Here is a 14,112-nt window from a genome sequence, read left to right on the forward strand (position 1 = left end):
CGGCGTCCTTATCGTCTTGCAGTAATTGACGCCGCTGCGCGAGTTTTGCCAGCAATATATCTCCAGAGATCAGCTTTCCTTGTTCCTTATCCCGCAACGAAAATGAAAGAAGTTTGACCAGCGCGGCGGCCTCATCTCGCCGCTTACACTCTTCGTATGACTCAATCACAACGCCAACACCATCTCATGCCACGCCATCCCGCCATGGTCCGACGCCGATGGCTTGATGTAGGCAAACCCGAACCCCGCATACAGCGGGATATGCCGTTCCTTGCACATCAGATGAATGCTGGCCTTGCCCAAGCCGCGCATCCGCTCAATGAATTCCCCCATCAAGCGCTTTGCCAAACCCTGCCCCTGATAATCCGGGTGCACCACCACTGACATGATCACCACATGCGGTCCGGCCGGGTCGTGGCCGATCAGTTCCTTGAACGCTTCGTCTGACATTTCCACCTCGAACGCCGCACCGGAGTTGATGAAACCGGCTACAACGCCATCGACTTCCGCCACGATGAATCCGTCGGGCCAGGTGGCGATGCGGGTGGCGATTTTTTCCCGGGTGGCGGCTTCGTCGCCTTCGTAGGCTTCGGTTTCGATGGCGAAGCAGCGGTCCAGGTCGGTGGAGATGACGTGGCGGATGACGGGGTTCGACGAGTTCATGGTTCGGCTGTGTGACCTGCGGCAAATGGGATGAAGATAGATCTCCCATGAGAACGCTTTAGGGCAACTCATGCAAGCGCCTGTTACTTCACGGCGTGTATCTAGCGAAAATAACAAACTCAACCCCTATAAAAAGCCAACGGTCAACTGTCAAGCCTGACAGTAGGCAGTGCATATAAAGAGGTATTCAATCGTTATTCGCCAAGTGCCCTGCGGCTGACAACTCAAAATCCAGACGCTTGACTATATAAACAGCAGAAAGGAAGCCCCCATGAACAGCTCAACAAACAAAGCAGGTGCACCTGATAACAGCTTCGGAGAATATGAAGACGGCGTTGTTATTGAACCCATCATTTACACCCGCCCGACTTATCAAAAGCACCTTGAAGAAGATGGAAATTTCATTACTCTGGGACGTTACTTAAATCCGGCGACCCTCTCGGAAGCCGTCATCTTCAAATACAGCAACACGGGGTTCTTCAACAACACCTATGGAATCAAACGCCCAACAATCGATGTTCAGAACTTTGAAGTGTGTTGCTTCCTTGTCCAGGACAAGAACAAGTTACTGATGCTGGGCAGTCGCACCGAAGGCCAGTCAAAAAAAGCACTCGTCGCACGCTTTCTTGCTCACGATGGCCAACTGGACACATCGTTTGGCGACGGGGGTGTCAGGCTACTTGACCAAGTTATCAAACCCGCCTATCTGGATGACAATTTCATTCAACCCCAGTATCGAGACCAAGGGTTGGTGGTGCATGGTGATCGTATCGTTGTTGCATTTCCCAGCGAAGGAAATGAAAGCAAGATCATATGCCTCAATAGCAGCGGTCATCTCATTGACAGTTTTGGCAACAGCGGCGTTGTCACATCACCCCATCGAATTAATGCCCTCGGGGTCCAGACCAGCGGAAACATCGTTGTAGCAGGACAAACAAATGAGCGAAAAGCATTTTTGAGCCGACATAACGCCATCGATGGTTCAGAGGATAAAACATTCGGTGTTCAAGGCTATGTGGAGTTTGAAATTGAAGGAACCAGCCCGGCCGTATTAGCCATTGCTATGAGGGACAACCACATTGTGGCCGTCGGTGATCCTGCCAACCAAGACCAAGGCCCCAGTCAAAATGCTTTTATAACTCGCGTAATGCCCGAGGGCAAAATAGACCCTTCCTTTAATAACGGAAGACCGGTCATCAGCATTGGACTAGGAACTTATGAGACGGTCATTCTCCAGCCCGACGGAAAACCGCTTACAGCAACTGCCATTGTACCTGACAGGAGCTTGTTGATTTATGCAATGCGATATCGGGTTGATGGAACACCTGATCCGGTTTTTGGTAACGACGGGGTGGCGCTGGCCTATCGCGACATACAAGGTCGCCCTGATGGACTTGTTCCATCTGTGAGAGCTCTGGAACTACAACCCGACAAAAAAATAGTCATATCGGGCTATCTTGGCGCAACGGTATTCTTGATAAGACTTCATGGTGAGTAACTAGCGAAACGCCAAGCAGCTTCAGCGCTATCCGAAGATTGTATGATAGAAAACATACCCGTCGCTGCGGACATATAAGGTGTTCATATCGATCACCGCCGACGCCGTAAAGCCTGCGTATAGGCGCTGTCATTGCTCGGTGAATCGGATTATTGGTGGTCCCTGTCTCTGATCATCCATAGGGGGAAACACCATGAGCAGCGTTCAGATCGGCCTTCTTATGCTGTTGGGCATCAGCGCGTTTGGATTCATTACGTTGTCCATCGACCTGTTGCGGGCGCGACGGTTGAAGCAGGGTAAATAACCCATCGAGAGGCGGACGTGGGGTCCGCCTCTCGCGGTTTTCAATCCTTGAGCGGCAACCAGATTTCCAGTACGCCGGTGTTGAGCTTCGGGTTGAAATCCTCGCTGTAGCGTTCGAACTCCGGGGCATCCGCCGCCTGACGACCGGACTGCGGCAGCCAGGTTTTCCAGATGTATTGAAAGGTCTCGGGCAGGGTGTCCAGCGAGCCTTTGTGCTCGAACACCGCGTAATGCTGGGGCTGCACCTCGACCCAACGGTATTTGTCCGGCAGGTCGTCGAGTTTGCTGATTTCGACGCCGGCGATGTATTCGAAGCCACCCATGCCGTCGGGATTGCAGCAGATGCCGTAGGTCACTTCGCTTTTTTGACCAGGAATCTTGCCAATCTCGGGGATGAACTTTTCCCAGAGCTCGGGGATTTTTTTGGAGGTTTCCTGGGTAAATCGACCGCCAAGCCCGGCAATGAGCAGGAAGTGCCCGCTCTCGAAGCGTGGCTCGGCCGGTTTGACGCGTGTTTGCTCATCCATGACTCAACTCCTGGTACAAAAAAGGTGGGTTCGGCTGGGAGTATAGAAGCCTTGCCCGATTCTCCCAGTCAGAGCCCGGGAACCTGCCCGACGGCAGCCTTGCCGATAAACTCGTTATAGCCAGATAGGATCACGTAGACCGCAAAGTAGCAGAAGATCGCCGCCGATGCCATGTAGGAGTAGCGCAGCAGCTTGTCGCCCAGCAACTTGCCGCCGTGACTCGCTGCGAAGCACAATGTGACGCACCACAGCACCCCGGCACAGAGAAATCCGCCGAGAAACAATGCCGAGCTGAGTGCGCCACCGCCGCCGGAACGGGCAATCAGTGTGCCGCCCACCGCGGCGAACCAGAGAATCGCGCTGGGCGAGGACATGGCGAGGAAGATGCCGCGAAAAAACTCACGCCGATGGGAGTTGTTTCCCACCTCCGCGCCCTCAGCCAGCACCGCTTCATGGTGGATCGCCGAGTAGATCATCTTCGCCGCGAAGTACAGCAACAACGCCGAACCACCAATCCACAGCACCCAGCGCACGGTTTCGTATTGCAGCAAAACCGTCATTCCGGCCAGCGCCAGCACGGCGTAGATCAGGTCACCGACACACGTCCCCAACCCCAGCGCAAAGCCTTGAAAATAGCCGCGCTGCATCGCCAAAGTGATCATCGCGATGTTGGCCACGCCGATATCCAGGCACAGCGAAAGGCTCAGCAAGAAGCCACTGCTAAATTCCATCAACCCGTTTCCTTCGGAAATTTTTGTTTGCACAGACGCTGGACAGTTTGCCACAACAGCCCTTACATTCCGCCACAGGCCACCGCAGTGGCCAGCGTCGCTCGGACGGTTCCGGGCGCTCACGTTATCCGAGGCACCAATGGCTAACCCAGGTTCGCCGCGCCGCTTTGCGCGCATAGATCGACTCCCCCCTTACGTATTCAACATCACTGCCGAGCTGAAGATGGCCGCCCGTCGTCGTGGCGAAGACATCATCGACTTCAGCATGGGCAACCCTGATGGCCCGACCCCGCCGCACATCGTCGAAAAACTGGTGACCGTCGCCCAGCGCGAAGACACCCACGGTTATTCGACGTCCAAAGGCATCCCACGTCTGCGCCGGGCGATTTCCAACTGGTACAAGGATCGCTACGCGGTCGACATCGACCCGGAAACCGAAGCCATTGTCACCATCGGTTCCAAGGAAGGCCTGGCGCATTTGATGCTGGCCACCCTCGACCAGGGCGACACCGTGCTGGTGCCGAACCCGAGCTACCCGATTCACATCTACGGTGCCGTGATTGCCGGCGCCCAGGTGCGTTCGGTGCCGCTGATCCCGGGCGTGGACTTCTTCGCCGAACTGGAGAGCGCGATTCGCGGCTCGATCCCGAAACCGAAGATGATGATCCTCGGCTTCCCGTCGAACCCGACCGCCCAGTGCGTGGAGCTGGATTTCTTCGAGCGCGTGATCGCCCTCGCCAAGCAGTACGACGTTTTGGTGGTGCACGACCTCGCCTACGCCGACATCGTCTACGACGGCTGGAAAGCCCCGTCAATCATGCAAGTGCCCGGCGCCAAGGACATTGCGGTGGAGTTTTTCACCCTGTCCAAGAGCTACAACATGGCCGGCTGGCGCATCGGGTTCATGGTCGGTAACGCCGAGCTGGTCAACGCCCTGGCGCGGATCAAGAGTTATCACGACTACGGCACGTTCACGCCGTTACAGGTGGCGGCGATTGCGGCGCTGGAAGGCGATCAGCAATGCGTCAAAGACATCGCCGAGCAGTATCGGCAGCGTCGCAACGTACTGGTCAAAGGCCTGCATGAACTGGGCTGGATGGTCGAAAACCCGAAAGCCTCGATGTACGTCTGGGCAAAGATTCCCGAGGCGTATGCGCACTTGGGCTCGCTGGAGTTCGCCAAGAAAATGCTCGCTGAAGCGAAGGTTTGCGTCTCGCCAGGCGTAGGATTCGGGGAATACGGAGATGATCATGTACGCTTCGCACTGATCGAAAACCAGGACCGGATTCGTCAGGCAGTACGCGGGATTCGCGGGATGTTTCGGGCGGATGGGTTGGTCATCAAAACCAGCGCCTGATACGTTCTAACTGATGCCTGACACCTGACACCTGATACCTGACACCGTAGGAACTGTAGGACTGTAGGAGCTGTCGAGTGAAACGAGGCTGCGATCTTTTGATCTTGTTTTTAGATCAAGGTCAAAAGATCGCAGCCTCGTTTCACTCGACAGCTCCTACAGGGAAAACGGGGAAAACGGGGAAAACGGGGAATACAGGGAATACAGGGATTGCAGGGGTTACAGGGGTTACAGGTAATTTTATTCACCCACAAAAAAACCGCATCGCTGCGGTTTTTTTGTGTTCGGCGATCGTGTCAGACGAACAGCGACAACAGCAGGATAAAGCCCAGCGCTACCACGGACAGGATGGTTTCCATCGCGGTCCAGGTTTTGAACGTCTCGGCCACGGTCATGTTGAAGTACTGCTTCACCAGCCAGAAACCGGCGTCGTTGACGTGGGACAGCACCAGCGAACCAGCACCGGTGGCCAGCACCAGCAGTTCACGGTTCACACCCGGAATCATCCCCACCACCGGCACCACAATGCCCGCGCCAGTAATGGTTGCCACGGTCGCAGAACCGGTAGCCACGCGAATCACCGCAGCCACCAGCCAGGCCAGCAGGATCGGCGAGATTTGTGCGTTCACCGCCATGTGGCCGATCACGTCACCCACACCGCTGGTTACCAGCATCTGCTTGAAGCCACCACCGGCACCGATGATCAGAATGATCGCGGCGGTCGGCGCAAGGCTCGCATCCAGCAGTTTCAGGATCTGTTTCGAACCGATGCCCTGACGATGGCCAAAGGTGTACAGCGACAGCAGCAACGCCAGCAGCAGCGCCGAGATCGGGTGGCCGATCAGGTCCATCCAGCTGCGGAAGAAGTGCCCGTCCGGCAGCGCTACGTCGGCAAACGTCTTGAGCAACATCAGGAACACCGGCAGCAACACGGTGATCAGCGTGATGCTGAAGCTCGGCAACGTGGTGGCCTGCGGCTCGCGCGCCAGTTGATCCACCAGTTCCTGGTTGGCATGGCCCGGAATGTACTTGGCAATGAACGTACCGAAAATCGGACCGGCAATGATGGCGGTCGGCAGTGCGACGATCAGGCCGTACAGAATGGTTTTACCGATGTCGGCACCGAACACGCCAATCGCCAGCAGCGGGCCCGGGTGCGGTGGCACCAGGCCGTGTACCGCCGACAGACCGGCCAGCAGCGGGATACCGATCTTGATGATCGACACACCGGTACGCCGGGCAACGATGAACACCAGCGGAATCAGCAGCACGAAGCCGATTTCGAAGAACAGCGGAATCCCGACCAGGAACGCCGCGAACATCATGGCCCACTGCACGCGCTCTTTGCCGAACGCGCGAATCAGGGTCTGGGCAATCTGATCCGCCCCGCCCGACTCGGCCATCATTTTGCCGAGCATGGTGCCCAGCGCGAGGATGATCCCGACAAACCCGAGTACACCACCGAAGCCGTCCTGGAACGCTTTGAGAATGGTGCCCACCGGCATGCCAGAGGTCAGGCCGAGGAAGCCAGCGGCGATGATCAGGGCAATGAACGGATGGAATTTGAACTTGGTGATCAAGACGATGAGTCCGATCACGGTAACCACTGCATCTAGCAGCAGGAACGACTCGTGGGACATGCCAAACATTAGGGGTGTCTCCTGATTGTTGTTGTTATTAAAGCGGGTAATTCGAAAACCATAAGGACAGCGCTATCTCTTCGAAGAAAACTCATACCGCGAGTTTCAAGCCGTGTTCCAGCCACCAGACATGCGCCTGCTTGGCCAGTTGCTCGACGCTGTGGTTCGAAGCGTCCAGCGCCAGGGTCAGCGGCTCGCCAACGGGGGATTCAAGGGTGGCGAACTGACTGTCGATCAAGGTCGACGGCATGAAGTGGCCCGGGCGGTGCGAAACACGCTCGGCGGCGACTTCAGGGGTCAATTCAAGGAACACGAAGCCCAGGCCCGGCAAGGCGCTGCGCAGTACTTCGCGGTAACTGTGTTTGAGGGCCGAACAGGTCAACACCGGGCGCTCGCCCTTGGCGTCAACGCGGCGCAATTCGTCGCACAGGCTGTCGAGCCAGCCGGCACGGTCGTCGTCGTTCAGGGGGATACCCGCGCTCATCTTTTCGATATTGGCGGCTGGGTGAAAAGTGTCGCCTTCAATGGCAGTCGCGCCGCTGAGCTGGCACAAGGCTTCGCTGACGCAAGTCTTGCCACAACCGGCAACGCCCATGATGACCAGGGCGGTGATGGGATGATTCATGAAACACCTCAGCGCGCAGACAGCGCTACCTTTGCCAGTTATGACACCAGATCAAAAGCAGAAGTTGCCGACGCCTTTTTGTCATTTTTGTGGGTTGCAGCATGTTCGTTCGCGACGCCAAAGAACGAGGATCAGGCAAACCCCGCTCACGCATTTGCAGCTGCATCGAGACAGCGCTACCTTAGTGCCTTGAATTTTGTTTGGCAAGCCGCCCCGATGACCACCCCTAAAAACGATAAAAATCCACGCACCACTGGCCGCCCTACCCTCAATGAAGTTGCACGCCTGGCTGGCGTCAGTCCGATCACCGCTTCCCGAGCCTTGCGCGGGGTCAGCAGCGTGGCCACCGAACTGGTGGAAAAAGTCCAGAAAGCCGCGCTTGAGCTGAATTACGTGGTCAACCCCGCCGCCCGCGCCCTGGCCTCGGCCCAGAGCCATTCGGTGGTTGTGTTGGTGCCGTCGCTGTCCAACCTGCTGTTCATTGACACCCTGGAAGCCATTCATCAGGTGCTGCGGCCCAAGGGCTTTGAAGTGCTGATCGGCAACTTCCACTACTCGCGCGATGAAGAAGAAAACCTGCTGCGCAACTACATGGCCTATCAACCGCGCGGCTTGTTGCTGACCGGTTTTGATCGCACTGAAAGTTCGCGGCGGATGATCGAGGCGAGCAACATTCCCTGCGTGTACATGATGGAACTGGACAGCGCGGCCGGGGTTAACTGCGTCGGATTCTCGCAATTGGCTGCCGGTGAAACCGCCGCCGAGCATTTAGTGTCGCGGGGTCGCAAGCGTCTGGCCTACATCGGCGCGCAACTGGATCAACGCACGTTGTTGCGTGGCGAAGGCTTCCGCAAGGCCCTGCAAAAGGCCGGCTTGTACGACCCGGATCTGGAAGTGCTGACGCCGCGCGCGTCTTCTGTCGGTTTGGGCGGCGAACTGTTCCTGCAACTGCTGGCCAGCCATCCCGATGTGGACGCGATCTTCTTTGGTAACGACGACCTGGCCCAAGGCGCACTGCTGGAAGCCATGCGTTGCGGAATCAAGATCCCCGAGCAAATCGCGGTCCTCGGCTTCAACGACCTGCCCGCCTCGGCCCACATGGTGCCGCGCCTGAGCAGCATCAGCACCCCGCGCGAGGCTATCGGCCGGCGCGCGGCGGAGCAGATGCTGACGTTGATGGCGGGTAACTCGGTGGCCAAACCGGTGCAGGACATGGGGTTTGAGTTGAAGATTCGCGAGAGCACCTGACGCTCTCAAATCTGGACCGCGCCCCCCGTAGGAGCTGCCGAAGACTGCGATCTTTTGATCTTGTTGTTAAAAAATCAAAGTCAAAAGATCGCAGCCTTCGGCAGCTCCTACGGGGAGGGTGTCAGTCTTGTGGATCAAGGTTATCCAACGCTCGATTCACCGCCATTTCCGCCGACAGGATGATCTGCGCAATGCCCAGCGCGGTGTTGCGATGAGGGCTTTCCAGGAGGGTCGCGAAGTCGTTGATCATGACAGTGGCTGAAGCCAGGGATTCGCAGGCGTGGGCCAACAGGGTTTCGTTGTTGATGTCCGCCGAGACGTTGAACATTGGGCTGATCTTGCGCGGCGGATTGGGGGTTGGTTTGAACATGGTGATGCTCCTAGAGTGATGGAGCTGCCACGATTCGCTGCTAGGCGAAAATAAGGTGACAGCCGTGCGTGGGCTAGCAGACCAGGACTCTAGAACCCGGTAGATCCGAAGACCTTCCCACGCACAGCCGCCATAACGTGAACGGACCACGAACGGTGAACGCGTGCGTCTAAAGTACCCAGGCTGCTAGACCCGATCGCTGAATTGGCAGCGACACGGGAACAATAAAATCCGGGCACCCAACGCACAAGCCGGCGGATTCTGGCGTAGTTGTAGGCAATGGAGCAAGAAGCTGTAGCCTTTGGAAACCTGCCGAAACTGCTTTCCTACAGCCATTTCCTACGCAGCACTCAAATCCCCCGTAGGAGCTGCCGAAGGCTGCGATCTTTTGATCTTGCTGTTAAAAAATAAAAGTCAAAAGATCGCAGCCTTCGGCAGCTCCTACAGGGGTTATGTGCCGGACATGAGGCTTTGATCGTTCCCACGCAGAGAGTGGGAACGATCATGCGCCGGACATAAGCCCTACGAAGGCCAACGCGCCCTTCTGCAACGGCTGGCTCTTGAGCCACACCGCATGCACCGGCAGCACCAAGCCATTTTCGATATTCCTGAACCTCAGGCGCTTGAGCCGCCCAGCGTCGAGCAGCGGCTGCACCACCGACAACGGAAAATTGCCCCAGCCCAGCCCGGCCTCGACCATTTCCAGTGCCGCCGCCAAGGTGTCGGTGCGCCAGTAAGACTCGGCCACCAATGGCCGGGTTTCGCTGATCGGCAAGTCGCGGCTGGCGACGATGATCTGGCGCACATGCACCAAATCTTCCAGAAACAAATCCTGCCCCTGAAACAGCGGATTGTCCGCCGCCAGCGTGGCGATCATCCGTTCGGTGCCGACGAACTGGAACCGTTCCAGCACGTTCATGCTCAACCCGGCGAACGCCAGGCACACGCTGACGCGACCGCTGTGCAACATCGCCAGCACATCATCTTGAGGTGCGGTCAGCACTTCGATGTCCAGCAGCGGATGACGCTCGGCAATCACCTTGAGCGCGGCCATCACCCGACGCTTGTCGATGTCCGCCACCACGCCGATCGACAGCTTGCTCTCCAGCCCCAATGACAACTCGACCGCATGCACCTGCAACTGCTTGAGCTGTTCAAAAATCAGCCGCGCGTGGGGCACCAGCGCACTGGCCATGGCGGTCGGCACCGGTTCGCGATGGCTGCGGTCGAACAGCGAATAACCGAGCTCAGCCTCCAGATTGCCGATGCCCATGCTCACCGCCGACGGCACTTTGCCCAGCGCCCGGGCCGCAGCGGAAAACGAGCCGCGCTCGATCACCGCAAGAAACAATTCGATGCTGTCGCTGTTGAAACTCATCCGCCGTCCTATCAATAAAACTGAAAGCTACTGACTTTTTCTGTCAGCCCTATTGAAGCTATCTTTCGCCGCCTTCGCCAGTGCTGCTGGCTCAAGTTCGCAAGAAAGAGGCAAAAACCCATGCAAGGCGTTAAACGCAAACTGGTCTACGTGTCGCTCTACGAAGTGATCGGCATGACCTTCTCGGCCCTGGGCCTGGCGCTGCTGTCCGGTACATCGCCGGGCAGCACCGGGCCATTGGCGGTGATCATTACCACCATCGCCGTGACCTGGAATTTCATCTACACCTCGCTGTTCGAACGCTGGGAAAGTCGCCAGCCCTCACGCACCCGCACGGTTATGCGGCGCATCGCCCATGCCGTGGGTTTTCAACTAACCTTGATAGTGTTTCTCATCCCGTTGATCGCCTGGTGGATGAACATCAGCCTGGTGCAAGCCTTCCTGCTGGATCTGGCGCTGATCCTGTTCATCCCGTGCTACACCTTCGCCTTCAACTGGCTGTTTGATCGCACGTTTGGTTTGCCAGCGTCGGCCCTGCCGGATCCTGCTTCTTGATGTTAGATTCCCGAGGCGTCGATTCGCTAAAGGAGTAGCTCCATGGAACATGCACTGAAGATTCTCGGTAAGGCTTCGTCCATCAACGTCAGAAAAGTCCTGTGGACCTGCGAAGAGCTGGGCGTTTCCTACGAACGTGAGGACTGGGGCAGCGGTTTTGCCTCGACCCACAGCCCCGAGTTCACCCGTCTCAATCCTAACGCCCAGGTGCCGGTGATCATCGATGACGCCGGGGTGTTGTGGGAATCCAATACGATTTGCCGTTACCTGGCCGGCAAGCATCACAACCACGAGTTGCTGCCCACTGAACCGGCCGCCCGCGCGCGGGTGGAGCAGTGGATGGATTGGCAGGCCACCGAGCTCAATCGGTCTTGGAGTTATGCGTTTACCGCGCTGGTGCGCAAGGACCCCGAGTTTCAGGACCCGCATCAGATTAGCGTCGGCATCAATGACTGGAACCACAAGATGAGCATCCTCGAGCATCAGCTCGCGGCGACCAAGGCTTATGTTGCCGGGCCACGGTTCAGCCTCGCGGACATCGTGATCGGTCTGTCGGTCAATCGCTGGCTGATGACGCCGATGGAGCGGCCGGACTTCCCTGCCGTTGATGAATATTTTCAGCGGCTGGCACAGCGTCCGGGTTTTCTGAAACACGGCTGCAACGGCTTGCCTTAACCCCGACACACGCCCTTAATGCCGATCCGTCAGCGAACCACACTCTTTGTAGCAGCTGGCGAAGCCTGCGTTCGGCTGCGAAGCAGACGTGAATCAGCCGACGCGGTTTCTCATTAAGACCGTGCACTCAGTTTTTACGACTGCTGCGCAGCCGAACGCAGGCTTCGCCAGCTGCTACAGATCGCTTTACGGCTTAACGGACTGGCATTAGCCCCCTATTTCCATAGAAAGAGAGATTCATGAACGGACTCAACGTACTGCTGACCGGCGCCTGCGGCAGAATCGGGAAAACCTTTTTCGAAGCATCGAAGGATCGCTACACCTTCGTGCTGACTGACCGCGTCGAGCCAGACTTCACAGTCGAGGCGCCGCACCGTTTCGTGCGCCTGGACATGGCCGATCCCAAGGCCATCGCCGAAGTACTGAACGGCATCGACGTCATCGTCCACCTCGCCGGCATCCCCCACGCCACGGCAACCTTCGACGAACTGCTGCCCAACAACATCCTGGCCACCACTTACCTGCTTGAAGCCGCCGTGGCAGCCGGTTGCAAACGCCTGGTGTTCGCCAGCAGCGCGCAAACCATTGAAGGTTATCCGGTGGACCGACAGATCACCCCAGGCATGCAAGTAATGCCGGCCAATCTGTATGGCGTGAGCAAATGTTATGGCGAGGCGTTGTGTGGGTTTTATGCCGCCAAGCGTGGGCTCTCGACCATCGCCATCCGTATCGGCGCCTTCGAGTTCCCGGACCGTCATGAGCTGACCAACGCCCGGGACCTGAGCGCCTGGCTCAGCCCCCGCGATGCGGTGCAATTGCTACAGCGTTCGGTGGAAGTCGAAGGCGTGCAGCACCTGATCGCCCACGGTATTTCCAACAACCGCTTCAAGCGCCTCGATCTCAGCGAAACCACGCGGGTGCTGGGTTATTTGCCGGTGGATGACGCGTTTCGGGAGTTTGATATCCCAATCGCGCCATAAACCCTTAAAAGGTCAGGCGTTATTGCGATAACCCGGCGTATCCAGGCGAAAAGCCGCAAAGATTCGCAACAATTTATTTCCGATAGCAGGCTAAGCTTCCCGTTCAACAAGAATCGGATCAGCCCATGTCTGCTCACACCCTCGCCGCTGTTCAATCAGACGGTATCGACCCTGTTCGTGCCGCTCAGATTTCCGCTCGCATCGACCGACTGCCTGCCGTTTCCACGATCTGGAAACTGGTGGCGTTGCTATCCATCGGCGGTTTTTTCGAGCTCTACGATCTATTTCAGACCGCCTACATCAGCCCCGGCCTGATCCGCGACGGCATCTTCGCTACCGGTAGCCAAGGCGTGTTCGGCTTCTCCGATCAGGCCGCGTTTGCCTCGGCGACGTTTCTCGGATTGTTCCTCGGCGCAAGCCTGCTTAGCCCCTTGGCAGACCGCTTTGGCCGGCGGGCGATCTTCACCTTTGCGCTGATCTGGTACACCGTCGCGACCGTAGCCATGGGCGTGCAAAGTTCAGCGCTGGGGATTATCTGCATGCGCTTTCTGGTGGGTATTGGCCTGGGAATCGAGCTGGTGACCATCGACGCGTACCTCTCGGAACTGGTGCCCAAACGTATGCGCAGTTCAGCGTTTGCCTTTGCGTTTTTCGTGCAGTTTTTGTCAGTGCCGGCGGTGGCGTTGATGTCGTGGTGGCTGGTGCCGCAAGCGCCGTTCGGGGTCTCGGGTTGGCGTTGGGTGGTGTTGGCCAGCGCGGTGTTTGCGCTGTTTATCTGGTGGCTGCGTTCACGGCTGCCGGAGTCGCCGCGCTGGTTGGCGCAACATGGTCGCTTTGATGAGGCCAGCCGGATTCTCGATAGCATCGAAGCTCGATGCGTGAAGGATCAGGGCAAACCGCTGGATGAGCCGGAACTGGCGGCGGTGGATATTCAGGGCACGGGTCGCTTCGCTGATATCTGGCAGCCACCCTATCGCCGCCGCGCCTTGATGCTGATCGTGTTCCACGTATTCCAGGCCATCGGCTTTTTCGGTTTCGGCAACTGGTTGCCGGCGCTGCTGTCCGGCCAAGGCGTAAGCGTCACGCACAGTTTGATGTACGCCTTCATCATCACCCTGGCCTACCCGCTCGGGCCACTGTTGTTCGTGAAGTTCGCCAACCGTTTCGAGAACAAATGGCAAATCGTCGGTTCCGCCCTCGGCGCCATGACCTTCGGCACACTGTTCGCGCTGCAGACCAGCGCAGTCGGGCTGATCGTCTGCGGGGTGATGATCACCTTCTGCAACGCCTGGCTGAGCTTCGCCTACCACTCCTACCAAAGCGAACTGTTCCCCACCAACATCCGCGCCCGGGCCGTGGGTTTCTGTTATTCGTTCAGTCGTTTGTCGACGGTGTTCAGCAGCTTGCTGATCGGGATCTTTCTCGAACACTTCGGCACACCGGGGGTGTTGGCGTTCATCGTCAGCAGCATGTTGATCGTGATGATCACCATCGGTTACTTCGGTCCGAGAACCCGCAATCTGGCGCTGGAGAACATCGCTCACCGTTGAAGCGGTTGCCGT

At 57.6% G+C, this 14,112-nt stretch carries 14 protein-coding genes; 7 read left to right on the top strand and 7 right to left on the bottom strand.

Translation table 11 applies throughout. The features are described 5' to 3' along the window. Positions 1–165 precede the first annotated feature (165 nt). Positions 166–663 (bottom strand): GNAT family N-acetyltransferase, encoded by a 498-nt coding sequence (locus LOY68_RS24475; RefSeq protein ID WP_265040464.1) that lies wholly within the window; start codon positions 661–663, stop codon positions 166–168. Positions 664–934: 271 nt separating this feature from the next. On the opposite strand from LOY68_RS24475, the gene LOY68_RS24480 reads away from it, so the two are divergent. After that, entirely contained in the window at positions 935–2,161 is a 1,227-nt protein-coding gene (locus tag LOY68_RS24480; protein ID WP_265040466.1) for a hypothetical protein, read from the top strand. A gap of 344 nt (positions 2,162–2,505) precedes the next feature. Here the strand turns inward: LOY68_RS24480 and LOY68_RS24485 are convergent, their stop codons facing one another. Both LOY68_RS24485 and LOY68_RS24490 read right to left on the bottom strand, forming a co-directional pair. Then, positions 2,506–2,991, bottom strand: coding sequence for a GyrI-like domain-containing protein (locus LOY68_RS24485; RefSeq protein ID WP_054044854.1), 486 nt, complete (start codon positions 2,989–2,991; stop codon positions 2,506–2,508). Between the two features lie 68 nt (positions 2,992–3,059). Beyond that, positions 3,060–3,722 (bottom strand): LysE family translocator, encoded by a 663-nt coding sequence (locus LOY68_RS24490; RefSeq protein WP_265040467.1) that lies wholly within the window; start codon positions 3,720–3,722, stop codon positions 3,060–3,062. 139 nt (positions 3,723–3,861) lie between these two features. Between LOY68_RS24490 and alaC the strand changes: the two genes are divergently transcribed. Continuing rightward, positions 3,862–5,079 (top strand): alanine transaminase, encoded by a 1,218-nt coding sequence (gene alaC, locus LOY68_RS24495; protein WP_265040468.1) that lies wholly within the window; start codon positions 3,862–3,864, stop codon positions 5,077–5,079. A gap of 296 nt (positions 5,080–5,375) precedes the next feature. On the opposite strand, the gene LOY68_RS24500 is transcribed toward alaC, so the two are convergent. Both LOY68_RS24500 and LOY68_RS24505 read right to left on the bottom strand, forming a co-directional pair. Next, a complete protein-coding gene (locus LOY68_RS24500; RefSeq protein WP_163912652.1) occupies positions 5,376–6,728 on the bottom strand; it encodes a GntP family permease in 1,353 nt (450 codons plus the stop codon). An 82-nt stretch (positions 6,729–6,810) separates the two neighbouring features. Beyond that, positions 6,811–7,344 (bottom strand): gluconokinase, encoded by a 534-nt coding sequence (locus tag LOY68_RS24505; RefSeq protein WP_054044864.1) that lies wholly within the window; start codon positions 7,342–7,344, stop codon positions 6,811–6,813. A 216-nt stretch (positions 7,345–7,560) separates the two neighbouring features. Here LOY68_RS24505 and LOY68_RS24510 point away from each other — a divergent pair, with 216 nt between their 5' ends. After that, entirely contained in the window at positions 7,561–8,592 is a 1,032-nt protein-coding gene (locus LOY68_RS24510) for a LacI family DNA-binding transcriptional regulator (RefSeq protein ID WP_265040470.1), read from the top strand. 121 nt (positions 8,593–8,713) lie between these two features. Here the strand turns inward: LOY68_RS24510 and LOY68_RS24515 are convergent, their stop codons facing one another. Both LOY68_RS24515 and LOY68_RS24520 read right to left on the bottom strand, forming a co-directional pair. Then, on the bottom strand, positions 8,714–8,962 hold the full coding sequence (locus LOY68_RS24515) for a DUF6124 family protein (protein ID WP_054613768.1): 249 nt from the start codon (positions 8,960–8,962) through the stop codon (positions 8,714–8,716). Between the two features lie 502 nt (positions 8,963–9,464). Further along, the gene (locus LOY68_RS24520) at positions 9,465–10,340 is read right to left on the bottom strand and encodes a LysR family transcriptional regulator (protein ID WP_265040472.1); all 876 of its coding nucleotides are present in this window, start codon (positions 10,338–10,340) and stop codon (positions 9,465–9,467) included. Between the two features lie 120 nt (positions 10,341–10,460). Between LOY68_RS24520 and LOY68_RS24525 the strand changes: the two genes are divergently transcribed. The 4 genes from LOY68_RS24525 (at position 10,461) to LOY68_RS24540 (ending at position 14,100) form a co-directional block, all read left to right on the top strand. Further along, complete coding sequence (locus LOY68_RS24525) at positions 10,461–10,895, top strand: PACE efflux transporter (protein WP_265040473.1); 435 nt, start codon at positions 10,461–10,463, stop codon at positions 10,893–10,895. Between the two features lie 42 nt (positions 10,896–10,937). Then, entirely contained in the window at positions 10,938–11,570 is a 633-nt protein-coding gene (locus LOY68_RS24530) for a glutathione S-transferase family protein (RefSeq protein WP_265040475.1), read from the top strand. 239 nt (positions 11,571–11,809) lie between these two features. After that, positions 11,810–12,550: an NAD-dependent epimerase/dehydratase family protein gene (locus tag LOY68_RS24535; protein ID WP_265040477.1), complete on the top strand. Its 741-nt coding sequence runs from the start codon at positions 11,810–11,812 to the stop codon at positions 12,548–12,550. A 125-nt stretch (positions 12,551–12,675) separates the two neighbouring features. Beyond that, complete coding sequence (locus LOY68_RS24540) at positions 12,676–14,100, top strand: MFS transporter (protein ID WP_265040478.1); 1,425 nt, start codon at positions 12,676–12,678, stop codon at positions 14,098–14,100. Positions 14,101–14,112 lie beyond the last annotated feature (12 nt).

It is taken from the genome of Pseudomonas sp. B21-053, assembly GCF_026016365.1.
GTDB lineage: Bacteria > Pseudomonadota > Gammaproteobacteria > Pseudomonadales > Pseudomonadaceae > Aquipseudomonas > Aquipseudomonas nunensis.

What these genes read in the sequence shown, in the direction of transcription:
- LOY68_RS24535 (WP_265040477.1), top strand. Translation starts at nt 11,810, where the DNA reads ATGAACGGACTCAACGTACTGCTGACCGGCGCCTGCGGCAGAATCGGG.
- LOY68_RS24530 (WP_265040475.1), top strand. Translation starts at nt 10,938, where the DNA reads ATGGAACATGCACTGAAGATTCTCGGTAAGGCTTCGTCCATCAACGTC.
- LOY68_RS24490 (WP_265040467.1), bottom strand. Translation starts at nt 3,722, where the DNA reads ATGGAATTTAGCAGTGGCTTCTTGCTGAGCCTTTCGCTGTGCCTGGAT.
- LOY68_RS24480 (WP_265040466.1), top strand. Translation starts at nt 935, where the DNA reads ATGAACAGCTCAACAAACAAAGCAGGTGCACCTGATAACAGCTTCGGA.
- alaC (WP_265040468.1), top strand. Translation starts at nt 3,862, where the DNA reads ATGGCTAACCCAGGTTCGCCGCGCCGCTTTGCGCGCATAGATCGACTC.
- LOY68_RS24515 (WP_054613768.1), bottom strand. Translation starts at nt 8,962, where the DNA reads ATGTTCAAACCAACCCCCAATCCGCCGCGCAAGATCAGCCCAATGTTC.
- LOY68_RS24485 (WP_054044854.1), bottom strand. Translation starts at nt 2,991, where the DNA reads ATGGATGAGCAAACACGCGTCAAACCGGCCGAGCCACGCTTCGAGAGC.
- LOY68_RS24500 (WP_163912652.1), bottom strand. Translation starts at nt 6,728, where the DNA reads ATGTTTGGCATGTCCCACGAGTCGTTCCTGCTGCTAGATGCAGTGGTT.
- LOY68_RS24525 (WP_265040473.1), top strand. Translation starts at nt 10,461, where the DNA reads ATGCAAGGCGTTAAACGCAAACTGGTCTACGTGTCGCTCTACGAAGTG.
- LOY68_RS24520 (WP_265040472.1), bottom strand. Translation starts at nt 10,340, where the DNA reads ATGAGTTTCAACAGCGACAGCATCGAATTGTTTCTTGCGGTGATCGAG.
- LOY68_RS24475 (WP_265040464.1), bottom strand. Translation starts at nt 663, where the DNA reads ATGAACTCGTCGAACCCCGTCATCCGCCACGTCATCTCCACCGACCTG.
- LOY68_RS24510 (WP_265040470.1), top strand. Translation starts at nt 7,561, where the DNA reads ATGACCACCCCTAAAAACGATAAAAATCCACGCACCACTGGCCGCCCT.
- LOY68_RS24540 (WP_265040478.1), top strand. Translation starts at nt 12,676, where the DNA reads ATGTCTGCTCACACCCTCGCCGCTGTTCAATCAGACGGTATCGACCCT.
- LOY68_RS24505 (WP_054044864.1), bottom strand. Translation starts at nt 7,344, where the DNA reads ATGAATCATCCCATCACCGCCCTGGTCATCATGGGCGTTGCCGGTTGT.